Annotated in this window: 13 protein-coding genes; 6 read left to right on the top strand and 7 right to left on the bottom strand. The window is 68.6% G+C overall.

The genetic code is table 11. The features are described 5' to 3' along the window. Positions 1–73: 73 nt before the first annotated feature. The 6 genes from ACOZ4N_RS09950 to ACOZ4N_RS09925 all read left to right on the top strand — a co-directional run bounded on the left by ACOZ4N_RS09950 (position 74) and on the right by ACOZ4N_RS09925 (position 5,991). A complete protein-coding gene (locus ACOZ4N_RS09950; RefSeq protein ID WP_424019772.1) occupies positions 74–1,387 on the top strand; it encodes a wax ester/triacylglycerol synthase domain-containing protein in 1,314 nt (437 codons plus the stop codon). Positions 1,388–1,618: 231 nt separating this feature from the next. Then, the gene (locus ACOZ4N_RS09945) at positions 1,619–2,590 is read left to right on the top strand and encodes a transcription initiation factor IIB (RefSeq protein ID WP_424019771.1); all 972 of its coding nucleotides are present in this window, start codon (positions 1,619–1,621) and stop codon (positions 2,588–2,590) included. 84 nt (positions 2,591–2,674) lie between these two features. Next, positions 2,675–3,718: a DNA-methyltransferase gene (locus tag ACOZ4N_RS09940; RefSeq protein ID WP_424019770.1), complete on the top strand. Its 1,044-nt coding sequence runs from the start codon at positions 2,675–2,677 to the stop codon at positions 3,716–3,718. A 67-nt stretch (positions 3,719–3,785) separates the two neighbouring features. Then, positions 3,786–4,751 carry a calcium/sodium antiporter gene (locus tag ACOZ4N_RS09935; RefSeq protein WP_424019769.1) on the top strand — a complete coding sequence of 322 codons (966 nt, stop codon included), beginning with the start codon at positions 3,786–3,788 and terminating at the stop codon, positions 4,749–4,751. Positions 4,752–4,798: 47 nt separating this feature from the next. Beyond that, complete coding sequence (locus ACOZ4N_RS09930) at positions 4,799–5,488, top strand: type I 3-dehydroquinate dehydratase (RefSeq protein WP_424019768.1); 690 nt, start codon at positions 4,799–4,801, stop codon at positions 5,486–5,488. A 92-nt stretch (positions 5,489–5,580) separates the two neighbouring features. Next, the gene (locus tag ACOZ4N_RS09925; protein WP_424019767.1) at positions 5,581–5,991 is read left to right on the top strand and encodes a DUF6677 family protein; all 411 of its coding nucleotides are present in this window, start codon (positions 5,581–5,583) and stop codon (positions 5,989–5,991) included. A 10-nt stretch (positions 5,992–6,001) separates the two neighbouring features. Here the strand turns inward: ACOZ4N_RS09925 and ACOZ4N_RS09920 are convergent, their stop codons facing one another. The 7 genes from ACOZ4N_RS09920 to ACOZ4N_RS09890 all read right to left on the bottom strand — a co-directional run bounded on the left by ACOZ4N_RS09920 (position 6,002) and on the right by ACOZ4N_RS09890 (position 17,037). Further along, the gene (locus tag ACOZ4N_RS09920; protein WP_424019766.1) at positions 6,002–7,516 is read right to left on the bottom strand and encodes an aldehyde dehydrogenase family protein; all 1,515 of its coding nucleotides are present in this window, start codon (positions 7,514–7,516) and stop codon (positions 6,002–6,004) included. A 117-nt stretch (positions 7,517–7,633) separates the two neighbouring features. After that, positions 7,634–8,800, bottom strand: coding sequence for a 3-dehydroquinate synthase II (locus ACOZ4N_RS09915; RefSeq protein ID WP_424019765.1), 1,167 nt, complete (start codon positions 8,798–8,800; stop codon positions 7,634–7,636). 126 nt (positions 8,801–8,926) lie between these two features. After that, entirely contained in the window at positions 8,927–12,049 is a 3,123-nt protein-coding gene (locus ACOZ4N_RS09910) for a carbohydrate-binding protein (RefSeq protein WP_424019764.1), read from the bottom strand. Between the two features lie 141 nt (positions 12,050–12,190). Continuing rightward, positions 12,191–15,304: a DUF7286 family protein gene (locus ACOZ4N_RS09905; protein ID WP_424019763.1), complete on the bottom strand. Its 3,114-nt coding sequence runs from the start codon at positions 15,302–15,304 to the stop codon at positions 12,191–12,193. Beyond that, the gene (locus ACOZ4N_RS09900; protein ID WP_424019762.1) at positions 15,301–16,200 is read right to left on the bottom strand and encodes a DUF7284 family protein; all 900 of its coding nucleotides are present in this window, start codon (positions 16,198–16,200) and stop codon (positions 15,301–15,303) included. Before ACOZ4N_RS09900 ends, ACOZ4N_RS09905 begins: the two co-directional genes overlap by 4 nt. Further along, entirely contained in the window at positions 16,200–16,589 is a 390-nt protein-coding gene (locus ACOZ4N_RS09895; protein ID WP_424019761.1) for a DUF7285 family protein, read from the bottom strand. The genes ACOZ4N_RS09900 and ACOZ4N_RS09895 overlap by 1 nt, the downstream gene beginning before the upstream one ends. Beyond that, positions 16,567–17,037: a DUF7283 family protein gene (locus ACOZ4N_RS09890; RefSeq protein WP_424019760.1), complete on the bottom strand. Its 471-nt coding sequence runs from the start codon at positions 17,035–17,037 to the stop codon at positions 16,567–16,569. The genes ACOZ4N_RS09895 and ACOZ4N_RS09890 overlap by 23 nt, the downstream gene beginning before the upstream one ends. Positions 17,038–17,058 lie beyond the last annotated feature (21 nt).

Raw genomic sequence — 17,058 nt, 5'->3', positions numbered from 1 at the left:
GCGATTGGTGTGAATTTATGTGCGGCCACGGTGTTCTCTCGTGTATGTGGGGTCAGAAACGGGGTGAGAACCGGTGAGTACGACAGTTCCGTTCTCGATGATCGAGGAGTCGGTGCATCACATCGAACACGAGTTCCAGCCCTGGAACATCCAGGCCGAACTCGAAACGACGGTGACGGTCGACGTCGACCGCCTGGGTGAGGCCGCCGCGACGGCCTGTGCGGTCCATCCGATCGCCGGGGCCCGCAAGCGGCCGAGCGATCTCTCGTCGACCCGCTTCGAGTGGGAGCTTCCCGACGACGAGTACGAGGTCGAGGTCGGTGCGATCGACGGAAGCGGGCGGGACCTCGAGGAGATCCAGAACCAGCTCTACTACCGACGGTTCGACCTGACCGAGGAACCGCCGTTTCGGGTGCTGGTCGTCAGAGGTGCGGGGATCGACGGCGGCGACCGGATACTGGTGAGCATGAATCACGTCGCCGCCGACGGCGTTGGTACCCTGCGGATCGCCCAGGCGCTCTGTGAGGCCTACCGCGGCGACGAACCGATGCAGGATTCCGTGAGCTTCCGGGAGTCGCGGTCGATGCTCGACGACCTGCGCCCCTCGTCGCTGGACGACGGGCTGAACGTGGTCGATTCGGCGACGCGGCACCTCCAGAACGTGGTCGACTCGCCGACCCGGATCGCACGGGTCGGCGGCACGGACGAGGCGGGCTGGCGGTTCGCCAGGCGCAAACTCGACGCCGAGTTGACGGCGCGGCTCATCGGCGACCGGCCCGACGGCGTGTCCGTCAACGACGTGTTGCAGGCGGCCCTGCACATGGCCATCGCAGAGTGGAACGAGGACCACGGGGAGTCCGCCCGGAAGATCAGCGTCATGATGCCGATCAACCTCCGGCCCGACGACTGGTTCTACCAGGTCGCCGGGATGTACTCGATGTTCGAGAGCGTCGAGACCCGCACCCGGGACCGGACCGACCACATGACTGCGGCCCGGGAGATCGGCGAGCAGACCGAGGAACTCACCGAGCGCGACCGGGCAGCCGCGCTCTACAAGATCCTCGAGATGTTGCCGCCGGGGACGCCGGTGGAGCTGAAACGCCAGTTGCCGCGCCTGCTCCGTGGCCCCGGTCGCCGACTGCTCGACACCGCGATGCTGTCGAACCTCGGCCGGATTCCGGCGATGCCCTCGCTCGAACCCGACGCCGAGGAGCGGCCGTGGTTCTCGCCGCCGGCCTGGCGAGGCACCCCGGTCTCCATCGGCGTCGCGACCTTCCAGGGCGAAGTCAACCTCTCCTTCCGCTACCTGCGCAGTCAGTTCGACCAGCAGGCCGGCGAGGAGTTCGCGGACTACGTCGTCGACCACGTCGAACGCGCCATCGAGTGACGTGGACGGCCGCTTTTTGAACGGGCCGCTCAGGGTGTGGGGTGTCACACCGTAACAACGTATTAATACTCCAACCATCCGGACGAAATCAGATACGTAGAACCTGTTACCCGGAGAAAAGCGAACGGCACCGAAACATTTAAATAAGTTTCGCCGTAATGTATTTGCTACCCACGACTGTCCGGGAATTTTCAGGTCACACCTGCCCGGATAGCATTCGCCTTCGTACCAATGAGCGAGAACACGAGAGCGCGAACGCGCACGACCGACGAGACGACAGCAGAGGAGACCGACGAGGCCGAGGAGGTAGACTGCCCGGAGTGTGGCGGTCACCTCGTCATGGACAACGAACACGGCGAGACGGTCTGTGAGGACTGCGGACTGGTCGTCGAGGAAGACGAGATCGACCGCGGCCCCGAGTGGCGCGCGTTCGACGCCAGCGAGAAAGACGAGAAATCGCGGGTCGGAGCCCCGACCACCAACATGATGCACGACAAGGGGCTCTCGACCAACATCGACTGGCGCGACAAGGACGCCTACGGCAACTCCCTGGGCAGTCGCCAGCGCCAGAAGATGCAGCGGCTCCGGAAGTGGAACGAGCGATTCCGGACCCGCGACTCCAAGGAGCGCAACCTCAAGCAGGCCCTCGGCGAGATCGACCGCATGGCCTCCGCCCTGGGTCTCCCCGAGAACGTCCGCGAGACCGCCAGCGTCATCTACCGCCGCGCGCTGGACGAGGACCTCCTCCCGGGCCGCTCCATCGAGGGTGTCTCGACGGCCTCGGTCTACGCCGCCGCGCGCCAGGCCGGCGTGCCCCGCAGCCTCGACGAGATTACGGACGTGTCCCGCGTCGAGAAAAGCGAGATCGCCCGCACTTACCGCTACGTCGTGCGCGAACTCGGCCTCGAAGTGAAGCCGGCGGACCCCGAGAGCTACGTGCCACGCTTCGCCTCGTCGCTGGAACTGTCCGACGAGGCCGAACACCGCGCCCGCCAGCTCCTCCAGAACGCCAAGGAACAGGGCGTCCACTCCGGGAAGTCCCCGGTCGGCCTCGCCGCCGCCGCCGTCTACGCGGCCGCCCTGCTGACCAACGAGAAGACCACCCAGGCCGCCGTCTCCGAGGTCGCGGACATCAGCGAAGTCACCATCCGCAACCGCTACCACGAACTGCTGGAAGCCGAGCAGGACCTCCCGATGGCCTGATCCCGGTTCGATTTCTCCCGCAGTCGCCGGCTCCGGAGCGACAGGACCACAAGAGTCGAATGGGGGCCGCGCGTGGCCACCCGCATGGAGACCGAGCACAGGGTCGTCCTCGACGACGCGCGGCGGCTGGCCGCCGTCGACGACGACGCTGTCGACCTCGTCGTGACCTCGCCCCCGTACCCCCTGGTCGAGCAGTGGGACGACCTGTTCGCGGACCTGGACCCCGCGGTCGAGACCGCGCTCGACGAGGGCGACGGCGACCGCGCCTTCCGGCTGATGCACGACGCGCTCGACACCGTCTGGGCCGAACTCGAACGCGTCCTGGCTCCGGGCGGCATCGCCTGTATCAACGTCGGCGACGCGACTCGTACCGTGGACGGCCAGTTCCAGCTGTGGCCCAACCACGCCGAAATCGTCACCCGGATGCGCGATCACGGGTTCACCAGCCTCCCGGAGATCCTCTGGCGGAAACCCACCAACAGCCCGAGCAAGTTCATGGGGTCGGGCACCCTGCCGCCAAACGCCTACCCGACGCTGGAACACGAACACGTCCTCGTCTTTCGGAACGGCGACCTCCGGGAGTTCCCGCCGGGCGACGACGACCGCTACGAGAGCGCGTACTTCTGGGAGGAGCGCAACGAGTGGTTCTCGGACTGCTGGGAGATCCTGGGCGAGGATCAGCACCTCGACGGCGACGGGACGCGCGAGCGCTCCGCGGCCTACCCCCTCGAAATCCCGCTCCGCCTGATCCGGATGTTCTCGACGTACGGTGATACCGTACTCGACCCGTTCCTCGGGACGGGGACGACGACCATCGCGGCGATGGTCGCCGGCCGCGACTCCGTGGGCTACGAACTCGATCCGGCCTTCGCCGACGCCATCGGTGAGAGCGTCGAGCAGGTCCCCGGACTCTCCGAGCGACTCGCTGGCGACCGCCTCGACGCCCACCGCGAGTTCGTCGAGCGCCGCCGCGCCGAGGGCGACCCACCGGGCTACGAGGCCGCGAACTACGAGTTCCCCGTGACGACCAAGAACGAACGGGAGATCCGGTTGTACACCGTCGCCGACGTGGCGAGCGAGCGGACCGACGACGGCCACCGCTACCTGGCGACCCACGAACCGTACTGATATCGCCCGGCCCCGCCAGCGTTGCCGGGAGGTCGGGGCTTTTCACGTCGAGCGGTGAACTCGGCCCATGGCGAGTCTGCCGGTCGCGGTGGCGCTGTTCGTCGGCGGGCTGGCGGTCCTTCTGTGGTCGGCCGATCTGTTCACCGACGCCGCCCAGAAGATCGGCCTCGCGCTCGGGCTCTCACCCTTCGTCATCGGGATGACCGTCGTAGCCATCGGAACGTCCCTGCCGGAACTGATCGCGGCCGTGCTCGCGGTCCTGCGTGACGAACCGGGCATCGTCGTCGGCAACGTCGTCGGGTCGAACGTCTCGAACGTCTTCCTCGTGCTGGGCACCGCCGCGGTCGTCGGCCGGGACCTGCGCGTCGAGCGCGACCTCATGCAGGTGGACCTGCCCCTCTTTGCGGCCTCGGCCGCGTTCCTCGCGCTCGCGATCTGGACGAGTCCGTTCACCCGGATCGAGGGTGTCATCGCGCTCGGTGCGCTCGCGGTGTACGTCCACTTCACTATCGCCCAGCGCGACGTGTCCGTCCCCGAGATCGTCGAGGAAGTCGAGGCGGTCGAGACGGACATCGAGGAACCGCCCATCGGCGTGGTGACCTACGCGGCGTTCGTCGGGGGTCTCCTCCTCGTGGTCGCGTCGGCGTCGGTGCTGGTCGATTCGGTGGTCGCCCTGTCGTCGGCGCTCGCGGTCGAACCCGCCGTGATCGCCGTCACGGCGCTCTCTATCGGGACGGTCCTGCCCGAGCTGACCGTCAGCGCGATGGCCGCACGGCGGGGCGACACGGCGGTCGCCGTCGGCGCGATCCTGGGCTCGAACGTCGTGAACGCCTTCGGCGTCATGGGCGTCGCGTCGCTGGTCGGGCCGCTCACGATCCCGCCGACGATCCGGAGCTACGGTCTGCCGGCGATGGTGCTGGCGACGGTGCTGTACCTGTTCGTGACCCAGGACCGCGAGGTCACCCGCTGGGAGGGGGCGACGCTGGTCCTCATGTACCTGGTCTTCCTCGTGAATCTGGTGTCGGGCACCTGAACTGCCAAGTGGACAGGTTTTTGTTCGGACTCGGACTGACCCGAGGTATGGACTTCGAGTCGTTCGTGCTGGCGGCGGCCACGGCCGATCTGGGGGACGAGCCGGCCGCCCGCGAAGACGCAGACGCCGTCGAGTTCCGCATGGACCTCGCGACGGACCCGCTCGCGGCACTCGCCGACTACGACGGGGAGTTGCCGCTGATCGTGACCAACCGCGCGGACTTCGAGGGCGGGGAGGCAGAAGACGACGACGCCCGCCTCGACGCGCTCTGTACCGCCGTCGAACACCCCAAAGTCGAAGCCGTCGACGTGGAACTCACGACCGCCTCCGAGGGCGACGGCGGGCGCGTGATCGATCACGCCCGCGATCACGGGGCCGCCGTCATCGTCTCGACCCACGACTTCGCGAAGACGCCGGAACCGCCCAAGCTCCGACAGTTGCTCGATCAGGCCTGCGAGTACGGCGACGTGGGCAAACTGGCGGTGACGGCCCGCTCCACCGACGACGTGCTCGAACTGCTGGCGGCGACCCGGGCCTCCGTGGCCGGCGGCGACCGCGTCGCGACGATGGCGATGGGCGAACCCGGCCGCCACTCCCGGGCGGTCGCGCCGCTGTACGGCTCGAAGATCGGCTACGCACCCGTCGACCCGGCCGATGCGACCGCGCCCGGCCAGTACGACCTCGCGACGTTGCGCCGACTCGTCGCCGAGTTGGAGTCGGAGCCGACCGAGGACTGAGTGGCGGTCCCGCCGAACCGCCGGAGCGGGGCGGAACCACCGTTTATCGAAGGCGGAAGCTTAACAACCGCCCATCACAGAAATCCGGAACAGTGCCAGACAGCGCACGGAAGCGGCCGCTACTCGCCGCCGTGCTGGGACTCGTCTATCCGGGACTCGGCCACGTCTACCTGCGGGAGTGGGCGCGTGCGCTGCTGTGGTTCGGACTCATCATTCTCACCGGATCGCTCATGATCCCCGACGGGGTCTACCCGACGACGCTGACCGTCGACTCGCTGATGCAGATGTCCCGCGCCATGCCGCTCCGGGCGGTGGTCGCCCTCTCGGCCGTGACGGGCATGAACATGGTCGACGCGTACATCCTGGCCTCGCGGAACAACGAGGCCACCCAGCGCGTCGCCGACGGGACGCAGTGTCCAAGCTGTGGCCGCGAGGTCGACCCGGATCTGGAGTTCTGTCACTGGTGTACGACGAAACTGAACGGCGAGCCCGAAGAAAACTGACCGACCGGCGTTACATCGGGAACTGGCGCGGCTCGCGCTGGACCGAGATCCACTTCGTCTCGGTCAGTTCCCGCATGATCGCGTCGCCGTGGAACCGGCCGATCCCGGAGGCCTTCATGCCGCCGAAGGGCACGTTGGGTTCCTCGTTGATCGGCTGATCGTTGATGTGGACCATCCCCGCGTCGATGGCGTCGGCCACGTCTTCGGCGCGGTTGCGGTCGCCCGACCAGACCGAGGCCGCCAGCCCGTACTCCGTGTCGTTGGCCAGTTCGATGGCCTCCTCGTCGTCCGAGAACGGAATGACCGGCGCGACCGGCCCGAAGTGTTCGTTACAGGCCGCGGTCATCTCGTTCGTGGCATCGGACAGCACCGTCGGCTCGACGACCAGCGAGTCCTCGACGCCGTCCAACTCGACCGTGTCGCCGCCGGTTTCGAGTGTCGCGCCCTGATCGACCGTGTCCTCGATAAACTGGAGGATCTGGTCGCGCTGGGACTCGTTGATGATCGGACCGACGATGTTGCCGTCGTGGACGCTTCCCGCGGGAAGCATCTCGGCTTTCTCGACCAGCCCCTCGACGAACTCGTCGTAGATGGACTCGTGGACGAGGTGGCGGTTGATCGAGATACAGACCTGTCCCTGGTGGGAGAAACTGCCGAACGCGCTCCCCGAGAGGGCGTTGTCCAGATCCGCGTCTTCGAGGACGACGTTGGGGCCGTTCCCGCCCAGTTCCATCGCGGGGAAGGCCAGCGAGTCGACGGCCTGTTTCGCGACGTGGCGGCCGACCTCGGTAGAGCCGGTGAAGGCGACCACGTCCACGTCGGGGTGGCCCGCCACGCGGTCACCGATCTCGGACCCCTTGCCGGGGACGCAGTTGACCAGTCCCGGCGGTGCCCCGGCCATCTCGAACAGCTTGGCGATGGCCAGCCCGCTCGTGACCGGCGTGTCCGAGGCGGGCTTGATGACGACGCCGTTACCCAGCGCGACCGCGGGCGCGACCGCACGGATCGAGAGGTGGAAGGGGAAGTTCCACGGCGGAATGACCGCGACGACGCCCGCCGGTTCCCGCTTGACGAGGTTCTCCTTGCCCTCGATGGTCGAATCCCGAATGTCGCCGCCGGCCCGCGAGGGGTAGGTCGCCGCCTCGGCGACGCCGCCCGCGGCCGTCTGGAGTTCGACGTTGCTCTTGAGCTGGGCACTGCCCGACTCGGCCATCAGCAACTCGGTGAGTTCGTCCTCGTACTCGTCCATCAGCGCGTAGACCGTCTGGACGACCTCGGCCCGCTGGTCCGGGCTCTTTTCCGCCCAGCGCTCCTGAGCGCTCGTCGCCGCCGCGTAGGCGTCGTCTACGTCCTCGGTGGTGCCCGCGGGGACCCGTGTCCACTCCTCGCGTGTGGAGGGGTCCTCGACGGAGATTGTGTCACGGTCGCCCGGCCCGTGCCAGTCCCCGTCGACGTACAGGCAGTTCCAGTCCGCGTCCGCTGATAGCTCCGGTTCGGATCGCTCGGTCTGTGGTGTCTGTGCCATCAATCACTGATCGTTACGCAAGTGCAAAAATCCCGAGGTAGCGGAAACATCGTTAGTTACGTCGGGGCCACTGAAAACAACGTAAGAATCCGAACCCCGCGAGGGAAAAACGACCGGCTACTTCTCGATGATGCTCTCGTCGACGGCCTCGCCGAAGTGGCGGGCGGTGTCCTCGTAGAACACCTTCAGCTCGTCGCCGACCTCGAGGTCCGTGACCGCTTTCCGGCCCTCGCTCGTGGCCACCTTGATCGTCTCGGCGTTCTGGAGCAGGGTCTCGATGCGGTCGCCCTCCTCCGTTTCGGCCTGCACCCGGAACATCGGTCGCTTCTCGATTTTTACGCGGCCGACGATGGCCTCGCGGGTGTTCCCGTTCGTGTCGACGACCTGCACCTCGTCGCCGCTGCGGAGTTCCGAGAGGTACTTCGTCCCGCCGTCGGGCGTGCGGACGTAGGCGTGGACGGCACCGGCGTTGACCCGGAAGGGCCGGGAGGCGACGTAGGGCGATTCGGCCGTCTCGGCGTGGACGAAAAAGAGGCCCCGGCTCATGGAGCCGACGAGCATCCCCTCGTCGTGTTCCATGAGGTTGCCCGTGTCGACACAGACGCGGTCGGCGGAGCCGGTCTGTTCGATGGCCGTGACCTCGGCCCACTGGAGGTCGACGGACTCGCGCTGGCTCTCGTCACGGACCTCCACCGTCTTGCGAATCTCGTCGGGATCGTCGGTGTCGAGCAGGACGCCGTCCGACCCGAGTTCGAGCGTCTCGAAGGCGGTGCGAGCCTCCTCGGCGGTCTGGACGCCGGCGATGAGGTCGGTCTCCTCACCGATGCGGGCGATGAGATTCTCCAGGGGAATGATCTGCCAGTCTTCGCCGATGACGAGGGTGTACTCGGCCTCGGTGGCGACCGCCTGGGCGAAAGCTTCGTAGTCCTCGTTCAGGATGCGAACGTAGCCGCCCTGCGGGCTGTCGCCGTTCGAGCGCAGCGAGGAGAGATCGGCAGAGCCGGAGAAGTCGGTGGGCAGATCGACGGTGCCGTCGCCCTCGCCGTCCTTGCCGACGACGACGGCGTCGGCGTTGGTCTCGTCCTCCTCGGCCTCCATGACGTGTACGTCGCCGTTCGAGAAGGCGGCGACGTTGACTTCGCCGAGTTCGCGGACGCGTTCCACGTCGGACTCGTCGACCAGCACCCAGTCCACGCCGGCCTCCAGGCCGGCCGTGATGCGGCGTTTGCGTGTCTCCCAGTCGCCGACTTCGTCGTCGGCTTTCAGCCAGACGGAGCGTGTCATGTGTCACGCCTCGCAGTCGCCCGGCTTGAACATGGCGAAGTCGGGGACATTCACCGTCGGCCGGTCGCGGCGGTGCCGCTCGAACCTCCGGTCAAAAAAGGACGCTGGCGGCTGTCTACGGCCCGATCAGGGTCGCGTCAGCGACAGCGTGTAGTCGAACCGTCCCTCGTAGGCGTCCGCACCGACGACGATGGTGTACTCGCCGGTCTGGTCCAGCACGTGGGCCGGGATGGTCTGGTCGACGGTGTACGCCCGTGCCTTGGCGACGACCGTGCCGTTCGGGTCGACCAGATACAGCTCCGTCCGCGTGTTGGGCTCGTCGGAGCGCAGCTCGATGTCGACGGCGTTGCCGGCCGTCCCGTCGAACGTCACCGGTTCGTAGGTCCCGTTGTACTCGCTGGCCGTCGGGTCGAACCGGTCGGTCGCGCCAGCCTTGGTCTCACCGACGGTGATCGAGCGCAGGTCCGGCAGGTCCTGTGGCCGGTTGACCGTCAGGTTGTACCGGAACAGGTCGTCGAATCCATCGGGGGCGGTGCCGCCGACGACGACGGTGTACTCGCCCGTCTGCTGGAGCGTGGTCGGGCCGATCAGGGCCTCGTCGTACTCGCCGGCCGTGGCGACGACCGTCCCGCTCGGGTCGACCAGGTACAGGTCGATGGAGGCGGGGTCGCTCGGCTCGGAGTTCATGACCGCTTCGATGGCGACTTCCTGGCCGGCCTCGGCCGAGAAGGTGACGGGCTCGTACGAGCCGTTGTACTCGGCGGCGCTCGGGTCGGCCTCGTCGATCTCACCGAACAGTGTCTCGCCGAAGGTGACCGAGCGGAGGTCGGTCGTGTCGGTACCGTTCACCGAGAGGTTGTAGCCCAGCGTCGTCCCGCCCGCGTTCGCGGCGGCGATGGTGTACTCGCCGGACTGGGCGAAGCGGTGGGTGAGTTCCGCCGTGGCGCTGTCGCCGGTCGACTCCGCGACGACAGCACCGTCCGGATCGATCAGGTACAGGTGCGCGGCGGCACCGTCGTCGTCGGCCGTCATCGTCACCCGTCGCGTCTCGCCGGCCGTCGCCGAGACGTTCACCGGTTCGTAGTAGCCGCCGAAGTCGAGGTCGATGGCGTCGTCGTCACCGATCTCGCCGGCCTTCCGCTCGCCGGTGCCGATCGAGCGCAGGTCGGCGGTGTCGTCGACGCGACCGTCCGCGTCGACGAAGTACGACATCTCGTACGCGAAGCTGTCGTCGCCACCGCTGGCGAGGACCATGTCGTAGCTGTAGGAACTGTCGAGCCGGTGGGCGGCGACCGCCTCGGGTCCGCTGGCGTCGGATTCGGCGACGATGGTCCCGTCGTTGCGGACGATGTACGCCTTCGCCGTCGCGGTCGGGTCGTCCGCTTCGAGCGCCACCCGGCCGTACGGCGTCCGGGAGCGACTGATCGCGATATCGAGCCGGTCGAAGCGGCCCTCGAACCGGTCCGACACCGGGTCGAACCGGCCGATCTCGCCGGTCACTTTCTCGTCCGGGCCGACGAGGTTCCACGGTGCGCGGCCGACCGAGAGCGTGTAGTTCAGCGGCGTCCCGTCCTCAGTCGCCGCGATGACGGTGTAGTTCCCGGTGGTCGTGAGCTTCGTGTAGATCGTCGAGGCGGCACCGTCCTGGGTGCCCGTGGCGGCGACCGTCCCGTCCGGACCCACGAGCGTGGCGTTCGCGGCGGTACTGCCGTCGGTCGCCGTGAGGTTGATCCACACCCGGTCCTTGTACGCGATGGACTGGTTGATCCTGACCGGTTCGTAACTGCCGCCGTACTTGGCCGCCGACGGATCGTCGGCGTCGATCCGACTGGTCCGCCGGTCGTTCACGTCGATGGCCCGGAGGTCGCTGGCGGGGTCGTCCACCTGGACCGCCGAGACCGACAGCGTGTAGGTGAACGCCTGGCCGTCGCCGCTGGAGACGACGACTTCGTACTCGCCAGCCGTGTCGGCCGTGTAGGGGCCGAGCGCGGCGGTTCGGTCGGACGCGGTGTCGCTGGCCACGACCGAGCCGTCCGGCGCGACCAGTCGCGCGTTCGCGTCGTCGTCGGTCGCGTCGGGCGTCGCGTCGAGTTCGACCGTCTGGCCCGCCTGGAGCGAGAGCGCGACGGACTCGTAGTGACCGCCGTACACGTCCGCGGTCGGGTCGAGTGCGTCGACCGCGCCCGTCTTCGTCTCACCGACGCCGATGGCTTCGAGATCGCCCACTGGCTCGATCCGCTCGGTCGTCAACGTGTAGTTGAACGTCGCGTTGTCGGTGCTTCCGGCGGCGACGGTGTACTCGCCGGAGCGAGTGAACTGGGTGGCCAGTTCGGCCGTCGTGCCGGTCCCGTCGGCCGTCGCGACCACGGTCCCGTTCGGTGCCACGAGGTTCAGCGCGGCGTCGACGTCCTCGGGCGCGGCCGACATCGTGATCCGGGCCGCTTCCCCGGTGTCAACGTCGAACCCGACCGGTTCGTACAGACCGCCGAAGCGGTCGGCGACGGGATCGTCCGTACCGACTTCGCCGGTTTTTGTCCGGTCGAAGCCGATTGTTCGCAGGTCAGCGGAGACGTTCTCCTCGTCGGCATCCGCGTACTCGAAGTCGAGGGCGTCGAAGTTCCAGTCGTCCGCCTCGGCCGTGACGCGGATCACGTGTTCGCCCTCGGTCAGATCGACCTGGCCTGCGGAGACGTTCTCCCAGGACTGCCAGCCGCCGGTTCCGTCGAAGCCGACCGTCCCGGTCACGTCCTCGCCGTCGACTTCGACGTGGAAGGCACCGCCACCACCCCAGAAGTCGTCGGAGGCGACCCGCGCGCTCAGGTTGTAGGTTCCGGCCTGCTGGACCGAGACGGTGTATTCGAGCCACTCGCCGGTCTCGATCCAGCCGACGTTGTACCCGCCGCCGTCGCTCGCTTCCACGTCGACCCGGTCGTCCCGGTAGTCGTCACCGAGGTCGAACCAGCCTTCCTCGTTGAACGCGACACCGCTCCCGCCAGTGTCGTAGTTCTCCGCCTGGATCCGACCCGGCAGTTCGACGGGTTCGCCTCCGTAGGGTGCCTGTCCGTCGGCGGCCGCGGTCGATTCGGCCACCGCCTGTTGCCCGGTGGTCGCGGCAGACGCCGCGGCGATACCCGGTATCGATGCCAGCAGAGACACCACGACGAGTGCGGACAGAACGGCCGCACGTGTCCGTCCCCTCCCGCCGTTGGCGTCCCCAATCACCAACTGCATCATATCTGTCGACTGCACACCAGAATCCTCAGATATCGGGATAAAATCAGTTTCGATCTAGTTATAAACTTAATCAATAGTTTGCCTCAAATATGCAGTCCTTTAAATTATGATCCCCCGGTCTCGTCCGGAGCGGCCGGGTGTGGCCTGCGTCTCGGGTCACCGGTGGTCCGGCCAGGTGTTCGGGACTGCCGGACCGCTGTCCCGCCCCGGACGGACGGCCTGCCAGTCGGTCCAGCTCGCGGACCGTTCGTCCACGTTCCCGTCCTTGTCGCCGACACCCTGTGGTCCCGGCGGGACCGCGATGACGACGCCGGTCCGGGACGCGAAGGAGATTCGGTCTGCGTGCCCGAGCCGTTCGGCCTGGCCGTCGTCGTCGTAGTCGACGCTCGCGACGCCACCGTCCCGCACGTAGGTGAGCGAACCGCCGGGGCCACTGGCCGAACCGGTCTCCGCCCGAACGGTGAAGCGGTCGTACCCGCCGCGAACGTCGACGATCCAGGCGTTCACCGTCACCCACCACGCCGGGCCGGCAGGGACGATGGGGAGACCCGCGGGAACTCTGTTCACCGACCGCGCCAGTCGCTCGTCGAGTTTGTCGGCGAGTCGGCTCGCACCCTCTCGGGTCGCGTTCTCGATGCCGGCGGCCAGGCTCATCTTGACTTTCTGCCGGAGCAACTCCGAGGTCGTGCTGATCTTCGTCCGCGAGACCCGCGTATCCTCGCCGGTCGCCGTCGCGTGCAAGAGCAACTGAAGGGTTGCACGCAGGCTGTCGCGCCTGGCGTCGTTGTGCTCGACCGCTCGGTCGGCGACGGCCGCCGCGGCCGACCCGTTCGTCAGCGCCAGCGCTTTCGCGCCCGGTCCCTCCCACTGTGCGAGCGCGTCGTCGACGATGCGGCGGCGTTCCGTCTCGTCGTCACCGATTCCGAAATCGGCCAGCTGGTCTCTGAGTAGTTTTCGGGCGTCCCCGACCTTCCGCCGGACTACACCGTCGAGTGACCTCGATTTCCGGTCGAGCGCGCGGTCGAGCGTCTCGTTTTCCGTCGTCAGCTCGCTGGCAGATCGCGTCGCGTGGAGGGTCCGGGCGGCCGTCCGGAGGCCGACCGTCGACCCGAGATCGACGCTCCCGAGCAGGGTGTCCGCAACGTCGCCGTGTGGGGACGCGAACAGGTTGACATTTCTCGCCGCCAGGGGACTGATGCGCGCGTCATCGGGCAACGAGTCGGCGTACTTCGGGCCGACTTCCGCGACGGTCAGATACGCCGGAGACCCATCGACGGCGGTGATGTCGACCCCGTCGATACCCGTCTCGGCCGCTGTCTCGACACCTGTCCGGTTTTCCAGTGCCGCCCCGAGCAGTTCCGTCGAGCCGCCGCCAGCGCTCCCGACCGCCTCACCGAGGTTTCGTTCGCGCTCCTGCTGTCTGTCGGCCCGCTCCGCGAGGAGTTGCCGTGTCCGTTCGACGAACACGCCCCGGGCGGCGAACCGCGCCTTCTCGGCGACGCTCCCGTACTCGCTCGGCGGGTCCACCAGCCCGGCGAGCTTCCGGTGCAGTTCGGCCGCCGGGTTCGCCTCGAACGCGCCGGCACGGCCACGCTCGACGGTCACGGAGACGTTCGCGACCCGGTCCCGGAAGGTCGCGAGGTCGGCCAGCAGCCACCGGTGAATCCCGTCGGGAACTCGTCCCTGAATGGTCCGGCGACCGGTGATATTTTCTCCCTCCTTGACCGCCATCTTCGCGAGTTCGTCCGGCCCGCCTCGCCCCTCGACGAGTCGCAGTCGCGCCCGTCGACTGACGTTGGCCAGGTTCGGGCCGTCGAGCGGCCCCGCGCCGGCTTCGTGAACCGTTTCGATCCCGCGAGCCGGTGCGTATTCGGTGTGGGCGTGCCGGCCGATCAGCGCCACCCCCACGTCGAATCGGAACGTGTCGCTCGCCGCCGTGACGGTCGTCTCGTTGCCGTCGACCCAGTGGCAGTACTTCGTCCGCTCCTGTCGCACCCGTCGCCCGTAGGAGGCGAACGCGTGCCAGCCGTCCGGGACCTGCGGGCTCTCCTCGGTCGTCCCTTTCACGACCGGGTCGCTCCCGTCGACACCCTCGTAGTCGAGCTGCCACCAGCCCTCTGGCTGGATGGTCCAGCAACTCGGCAGGGACCCGCTCGTCCGATCTACCTCGCTGATCGTCTCGACCTCGGCGCTGTAGAGCGACCGGACGAGCGACCGGAGACTCACCGGCGCGGCGGCCCTGGCCAGTCCCCGGTCGGCGGTGCCGTTGACGCCGACTGTCATCCGGTCCCCGGCGTCGGGCGCGCCGGTGCTGGTATCAAGTGACGGGATCTCGACGGGGACGTTCGGTCCCGGCCGCCCACCCCGGAACAGTGTCTTGACGTACCCGGCCGGGATTCCCGCGCCGCGGAGCAGGTCGGTCGTGGCCACGCCGACCATCGCCCGGTCCATCGCCCGTCGACCGGCCGCGTCACTCCGGCCGAACAGGTGGCGCTGTTCACGCAGGATCGCGCCGTTGGTCGTGATCTCGACGTGGCGGTTCGCCAGCACGTTCTCGATGGCCGCCCCGCCGGACCAGTACTGGGCGTGGCCACGCGCCCAGACTAAGGGGTACAGCTGTGCCGTCAACCGACTGGTCAGCCCCGGTCGTCCGATCCCGGCGTTCAATCGTCGGTCGAAGCGACCGACGCGCTCGTGGACGGCCAGCACCGGCGTCCGGACCACGACCGTCGGGCTCACCGTCCGGTTGACGACCGTCCTGTTCCCACGCCGGGCGGTCACAGTGAGGTTCTCGACGCGCACTCTCAGCCGCGTCCGGTTGTCGTCGGCCGCTTCGACGTGGACCCGCTCCATAGCCGACGCCAGACTGCTGGCGTTCGGCGTCGCCGGAAGTGAGGCGGTCGCCGTCACGTCGCCGCGCCTGACTGTCAGCTCGTCCAGTCGCTCCCGCGCTCGCAGATAGATCCGGACGCGCAGGGCGTCCCTGAACGGCGTCTCGTCGGAGAGTACCCGCCCGGCCGACGTGTTCGCGCGGTCGAGGACCGGATCCCGCGCCGCGGCGTCACCGGCTTCGACGACCGCCGTCCGGATCGCCGTCTGTGTCTCGCCGACGACGCGCTCGACGGCCACGTCCGTCGCCGGGTCCGCGGCCGGCCGATCCGGCTGGAGCCCCACGAACAGCGCCACGCTCCCCACTAGGAGGAGGACGCCGACCAGCGCGAACGGGAGCCATCCACGGGCGTCGTCCCGAAAGCTGACTCGCCGCGTCACGGCGACCACGTCCGGACGGTGATCCGGACCTCTCCGACCGCCACCGCGTCGGCCGCGTCCCGGGGCGAGCGAAAACGGCTGTGCATGTCCGCGGCCAGTCGCTCACCCAGCGCCGTCGCGAGCCTGTCGTTGGCTTTCGTGGCATTGTCGGCGACTGCCGGGTGCGTCACGCTCGCGCCGAGCAAGCGCCCCAGTCGCTCGTACCGGTAGGTCACCAGTCCCTCGACCGGATAGTCACCGAGCAGTGCGCTCCGGGTTCGGTCCGGCGGGAACAGCCCCCGAACGATTCGCCGGGCCACGACCGCCCCTACTCGCTCGAAGGTGGCGTTCGTCCGGTTCCCGGCCGCCGCTCGCCGTGCAGGGCCGCGGGCCGACGGGAGGCCACTCGCCACGACGACCGTCTCGGCGTGGACGGTCTCGTCGGGTGGCGGCGTGGGACCGACGGTGTACGTGCCCCGGATCGGCGCGCCGGGATACGGCTCCCAGCGTGCGCGGATCTGTGCGAGGTGAGTCCGTCCTCGGGTCAGGTTTCGGGTCGCGTTCGCCACCGCCCGCTGGTAGTCCGCTCGCGTGCGGGTGACGCGCTTCCCATTAACGGCGAGACTGCCGAGCGCGGCCGTCGAGAGGTGGCTCGCGAGCGTCCCGTGGGCCGTCCGCTGGAAGGCCACACCCTCCGTTATCGGGAAGTCGACGACCCGTGACGACGCCTGCCGTGCGCCCGGCGCGAGCGTGTAGTGAACCGTCGCCGCACTCGTCGTGAGCGTGTCGGCCACGCCGTCGGCTGCGTCGGCGCTCGCCGGCGGTGGCGCACTCGTGACGAGTGCGAGGGTGCCGACCGCAACCCCGACGAGCAGGAGAAAGAGGGCGGTGTCGAGTACCGTGCTGATCGCTCGCATCACCACACCCTCACTGTGAGCCGCCCCGGCTGGACCCGTCCCGATCCGAGTCCGACGCTCACCCGCGTACTCGCCCGCTGTGCAGATTCCGGCGGCGACGCACCCCGAGTCCATCGCCGGTCGCCGGCGGTCAGTGTCACGTTCAGCCGCCGCCCCGCCGGTGCCGCGGATTGCACGCGATCCAGTCGACCCGGCCGGACCACGCCGCCGGTCTCGACGGCGTCCTCGACCGCCGACAGGGTGGGTTGGGCGACGTTCCGGGGTTCGGTGCCCGGGAGTGCGTCGCCGACCGCGCCCGCGTAGATCGTCAGCCCGACGCCGAGCGCGAACACCGCGGCGATGGCCGCGACCGGCTCGACCTGTCCCCTACGCGCCGACGAGCGTGACATCGACCCCCTCCCAGGTGACGCGGCGAACGACGAGCCGGCCTGCCGTCTCTCGCCACGCGCGAGTTCGGTTCCGTGCCTCCGCTGCAGCCGCCCGGAACGCCGTGGCGTTCTGAAACACTTTCGCTGGCGGTTCGCCACGGAGGACCGCCGCGAGCGCCGTCCCGTCCCGGACCGGTGTGATGGGACCGTAGGCGAACGCCGCGTGCGCGGTGCCGCCGTCGTTCCGTAGGGCGATACGACGGCTGCCGAGCTCGACCGCCGTCGCGTCCACGCTGTGCTCGCCAGTCGCGTTGTGCGGGCTGGTCGCCACGGCGTCGACCGTCGCCGCCGCCCGCTGGGCGTCCGGCGGAACCGTCGTCGGGAGCGTGGCTGCGACCCCGAACGCGAGCGCGCTCGCCGTCGCGACGCCGAGCCAGAGATACCAGGTATCGACCGGTGCGTCGAACATGGACAGGGATGGTCCCGTTCC

It is taken from the genome of Halorientalis pallida (assembly GCF_049605515.1).
GTDB classification, from domain to species: Archaea; Halobacteriota; Halobacteria; order Halobacteriales; family Haloarculaceae; genus Halorientalis; species Halorientalis pallida_A.
This window is presented reverse-complemented; position numbering and strand designations above follow the sequence as displayed.

What these genes read in the sequence shown, in the direction of transcription:
- ACOZ4N_RS09940 (WP_424019770.1), top strand. Translation starts at nt 2,675, where the DNA reads ATGGAGACCGAGCACAGGGTCGTCCTCGACGACGCGCGGCGGCTGGCC.
- ACOZ4N_RS09935 (WP_424019769.1), top strand. Translation starts at nt 3,786, where the DNA reads ATGGCGAGTCTGCCGGTCGCGGTGGCGCTGTTCGTCGGCGGGCTGGCG.
- ACOZ4N_RS09895 (WP_424019761.1), bottom strand. Translation starts at nt 16,589, where the DNA reads ATGTCACGCTCGTCGGCGCGTAGGGGACAGGTCGAGCCGGTCGCGGCC.
- ACOZ4N_RS09890 (WP_424019760.1), bottom strand. Translation starts at nt 17,037, where the DNA reads ATGTTCGACGCACCGGTCGATACCTGGTATCTCTGGCTCGGCGTCGCG.
- ACOZ4N_RS09915 (WP_424019765.1), bottom strand. Translation starts at nt 8,800, where the DNA reads ATGACACGCTCCGTCTGGCTGAAAGCCGACGACGAAGTCGGCGACTGG.
- ACOZ4N_RS09930 (WP_424019768.1), top strand. Translation starts at nt 4,799, where the DNA reads ATGGACTTCGAGTCGTTCGTGCTGGCGGCGGCCACGGCCGATCTGGGG.
- ACOZ4N_RS09900 (WP_424019762.1), bottom strand. Translation starts at nt 16,200, where the DNA reads ATGCGAGCGATCAGCACGGTACTCGACACCGCCCTCTTTCTCCTGCTC.
- ACOZ4N_RS09920 (WP_424019766.1), bottom strand. Translation starts at nt 7,516, where the DNA reads ATGGCACAGACACCACAGACCGAGCGATCCGAACCGGAGCTATCAGCG.
- ACOZ4N_RS09945 (WP_424019771.1), top strand. Translation starts at nt 1,619, where the DNA reads ATGAGCGAGAACACGAGAGCGCGAACGCGCACGACCGACGAGACGACA.